Annotated in this window: 3 protein-coding genes; 1 reads left to right on the forward strand and 2 read right to left on the reverse strand. The window is 32.7% G+C overall.

Annotated elements, in window-relative coordinates; genetic code table 11:
* Window positions 1-220 precede the first annotated feature (220 nt).
* Entirely contained in the window at window positions 221-880 is a 660-nt protein-coding gene (locus FLACOL7796_RS23485) for a chloramphenicol acetyltransferase (protein WP_173973199.1), read from the forward strand.
* A 66-nt stretch (window positions 881-946) separates the two neighbouring features.
* Here FLACOL7796_RS23485 and FLACOL7796_RS23490 read toward each other — a convergent pair whose 3' ends face one another.
* Window positions 947-1,759 (reverse strand): SDR family NAD(P)-dependent oxidoreductase, encoded by an 813-nt coding sequence (locus FLACOL7796_RS23490; RefSeq protein WP_173973200.1) that lies wholly within the window; start codon window positions 1,757-1,759, stop codon window positions 947-949.
* A 114-nt stretch (window positions 1,760-1,873) separates the two neighbouring features.
* The gene (locus FLACOL7796_RS23495) at window positions 1,874-2,461 is read right to left on the reverse strand and encodes a TetR/AcrR family transcriptional regulator (RefSeq protein WP_173973201.1); all 588 of its coding nucleotides are present in this window, start codon (window positions 2,459-2,461) and stop codon (window positions 1,874-1,876) included.
* Window positions 2,462-2,800: the final 339 nt, after the last annotated feature.

Consider the following 2,800-nt stretch of genomic DNA (forward strand, 5'->3'; position numbering starts at 1 on the left):
ATTATCAAGAGCTTATATGGCAACCAAAACAGATGTTTTGAAATACTTGAAATATGAATAATTCTTAAAAAGATCCGGAAGTTATTTATTACAGAGTTGTTAATTTATTTTAGTTGAAAGTTTTTCTACCCGATATTAGGGCTAATTACAGAGAGGATATTTTATTTTTGCAATAGAAGATACTACCCAGAATAAGACAATAATAGATTAATAACAAATTATGGAAAGAATTTTTGAACCTGTTGATCCTGAAAATTGGGAACGACAACCTTATTTTGATTATTTTAATAATACAATAAAGTGCAAATACACAATCAATGCAAATGTTGACATTACAGAATTACTAACACTGTCAAAAGAAGAGGGATTAAAGTTTTTTCCATCATTTCTGTACGTAATTATGCGAGCTGTAAATCAGAATAAGGAGTTTAGGATGAGTTACAACAATCAAAATCAATTAGGGTATTGGAATTACGTTCTTCCGTCATACACGATTTTTCATGACGATGACAAAACTTTTTCTGATGTTTGGAGCGAGTATCATGAAGATTTTAAACTTTTTTACCAAACAATAACGAGTGATATAGAGCAATATAAAGATGTTAAAGGGATAAAAGCACGTTTAGATCGTCCTGCAAATTTTTGTTCAATTTCGGCTTTGCCTTGGTTAAGTTTTACTAATTTTTCTCAAGATACCTATCAGGAATCTAATTTGATGTTTCCGTTAATTCGTTTTGGTAAATATTTCGAGCAAGACAACAAAACATTAATTCCGGTTGCAATATTTGTAAATCATGCAGTTGCTGACGGATATCATACCAGTAAACTTATTAATGATATGCAGGATTTTGCAAAAAATGTAAAAGATTGGATGCTTTAATTCTAAATAATAAGACCTCCAAAACAAATGATTTTGGAGGTTTTAGTTTTAAAGAAAAATATTTAATTAACCATGAGCTGCTACAGAAACGTCAGCCCATTCTTCCCAGGTAGCTAATTTTTGTTCGTAAACTTGTTTTGCAAATGGCAATGCTACTTTTCCTAAAAATAGGCGTAGAGGAGGGTTTTCTGCTTCAACCAGTTTAACAATTGCAGGTACAGTAGCACTTGTTTTTCCAAAAATTTCAGAACGATCAGTTTCAGCACTGGCTTTTCTAAGTCCGTCGTAAACGTCAATACTTTTACTATTTATTTCGTTACCCCAGATATCAGTAAAATAACCGTTTGGCTCTACCAAAGTCACGTTGATTCCGAATTGTTTTACCTCCTGAGATAATGTTTCAGTAAGACCTTCTACGGCAAATTTAGAAGCATTATAAAGTCCTAAATTAGGCAAAGTGGCAATTCCTAAAATAGAAGAAACTTGTATAATATGACCGCTTTTTTGATTTCTCATGATTGGTAAAACCGCTTGAGTCAGCCAAAGAGTACCAAAGAAATTGGTTTCAAATTGCGCTCTTGCTTCTGCTTCGCTCGCTTCTTCAACCGCTCCGTTTAATGCGTAACCCGCATTATTAATCAGAATATCGATTGTACCAAAATGTTGTTGTACTTTTTGTACCAATGCAAACGAATCTTCGCGTTTGTTGACATCTAAAGTTAAAGGCAAAATAGCGTCTCCGTATTGTGCTTTTAAGTCGGCAAGGGTATCAATATTTCGGGCTGTTGCAGCTACCTTGTATCCTTTTGCTAGAAATGCTTCTGTCCAGGCTCTTCCAAATCCTTTTGATGCTCCTGAAATTAAAATTGTTTTTGACATGTTTTCTTAATTTTTAATTGTGAATGGTTAATTTTTAATTGTGAATTGTGAAATGTAAATTGATATTGTAATTGTATAAATATGACTGATCGGTCATTTTTTTGATAAAAAAAATTAAAGAGTGTTCTCCTCAATAATTTTTTTTAGTGTTTTTGCTATGATTTTCATTTTATCATTATTGCCTGAAACTCTCGAAATTAGGTGACCGCCTTCCATCATGGCAAACATAATCACTGCAAACTCTTCGGCATTCCATTCCGGTTTAAACTCTCCGTTAGCAATTCCTTTATTTACGCTATTTGCTAATAATTGCTGATTAGAGTTACAGCCTTTATGTATTTTTTCTTTTACGACAGGATTAGTGTCATCTGCTTCGGTTCCAAAATTCAATAAAGGACAACCTCCCATAAGAGGCGGATTTACCGCATTGCTAAAAAAATCGATATATGTAAAAAGCTCTTCTTTGGCCGTTTTACTTTTGCTGATTTCTGAGACCAGTTTATCGCCCAAAACTTTCATATTATGATCTACGGCGGCGCAGGCAAGAACATCTTTGTTTTCAAAATGCACGTACATACTTCCTTTAGACAATTTTGTAGCCTCCATAATATCGCTCATAGCGGTTGCAGCAATTCCTTTTGTGTTAAAAATAGGGGCTGCTTTTTCTATGATAAATTGTCTGGTTTCTTCTCCCTTTGTCATGATCGTTTTCATTTTACGAGTACAAATATATGACCGATTGGTCATAAAAACAAACGAATTGATTTTTTTGTGAAAAGTTTCACATTTGAAGTGTGTTGGATAGTTGCTACAAAGGCACTAAGTTTTTGTTTCACGCAGATTTGGCAGATGTTAGCTGATTTCAAAAAGATTTTTAAATTATTAATTAAGGCTAAAAAAAAGTTAAAAATAATCTGCAACATCAGCTTAAATCTTTTTTAAATCTGCGTGAAACAAAAATCTGGAACTTTGCACGAATATTTTGAACAGTCACATAAAAACAAACATTTTTAATCAAATATTTTTATTTATGTATTTAAC

Origin of the sequence: Flavobacterium bizetiae (assembly GCF_902804475.1) — a bacterium.
In the GTDB taxonomy this organism is placed as follows: domain Bacteria; phylum Bacteroidota; class Bacteroidia; order Flavobacteriales; family Flavobacteriaceae; genus Flavobacterium; species Flavobacterium bizetiae.